This is a genomic window from Dactylosporangium aurantiacum, from assembly GCF_000716715.1.
Lineage (GTDB): Bacteria > Actinomycetota > Actinomycetes > Mycobacteriales > Micromonosporaceae > Dactylosporangium > Dactylosporangium aurantiacum.
Map to the genome: position 1 here is coordinate 1 of NZ_JNYJ01000183.1, position 298 is coordinate 298.

General features: G+C 69.8%; 1 pseudogene. It reads right to left on the reverse strand.

What is annotated here, in order from left to right:
- Positions 1-298 (reverse strand): annotated as a pseudogene (locus tag OP18_RS59045) (IS630 family transposase); the annotation flags it as partial.

The window sequence follows — 298 nt, forward strand, 5'->3', positions numbered from 1 at the left end:
GCAGAACACGACGGAGACGTTGTGGACCGAGACGTGGTGGTGGAAGGCGCCGGTGGCGAGGTTGATCGCGCCGTGGATGGTGCGGCGGATGTTCTTGCCCGGCGTCATGACGCGGTGGCGCAGGCCGGTGGGCATCCAGCAGGCCTGGACGTGGGCGAGGAGGTTGAGGTGGGCTTCGTCCTCGGCGAGCACGACCGACCCGGTGGGCAGGGCGGTGATCTGCTCGCGGATGTCGGTGCAGATGGTGTCGTGGTCGGGGTCGCTCTTGGCGACGAGTCTGGGCCGGGACCAGCGGGCG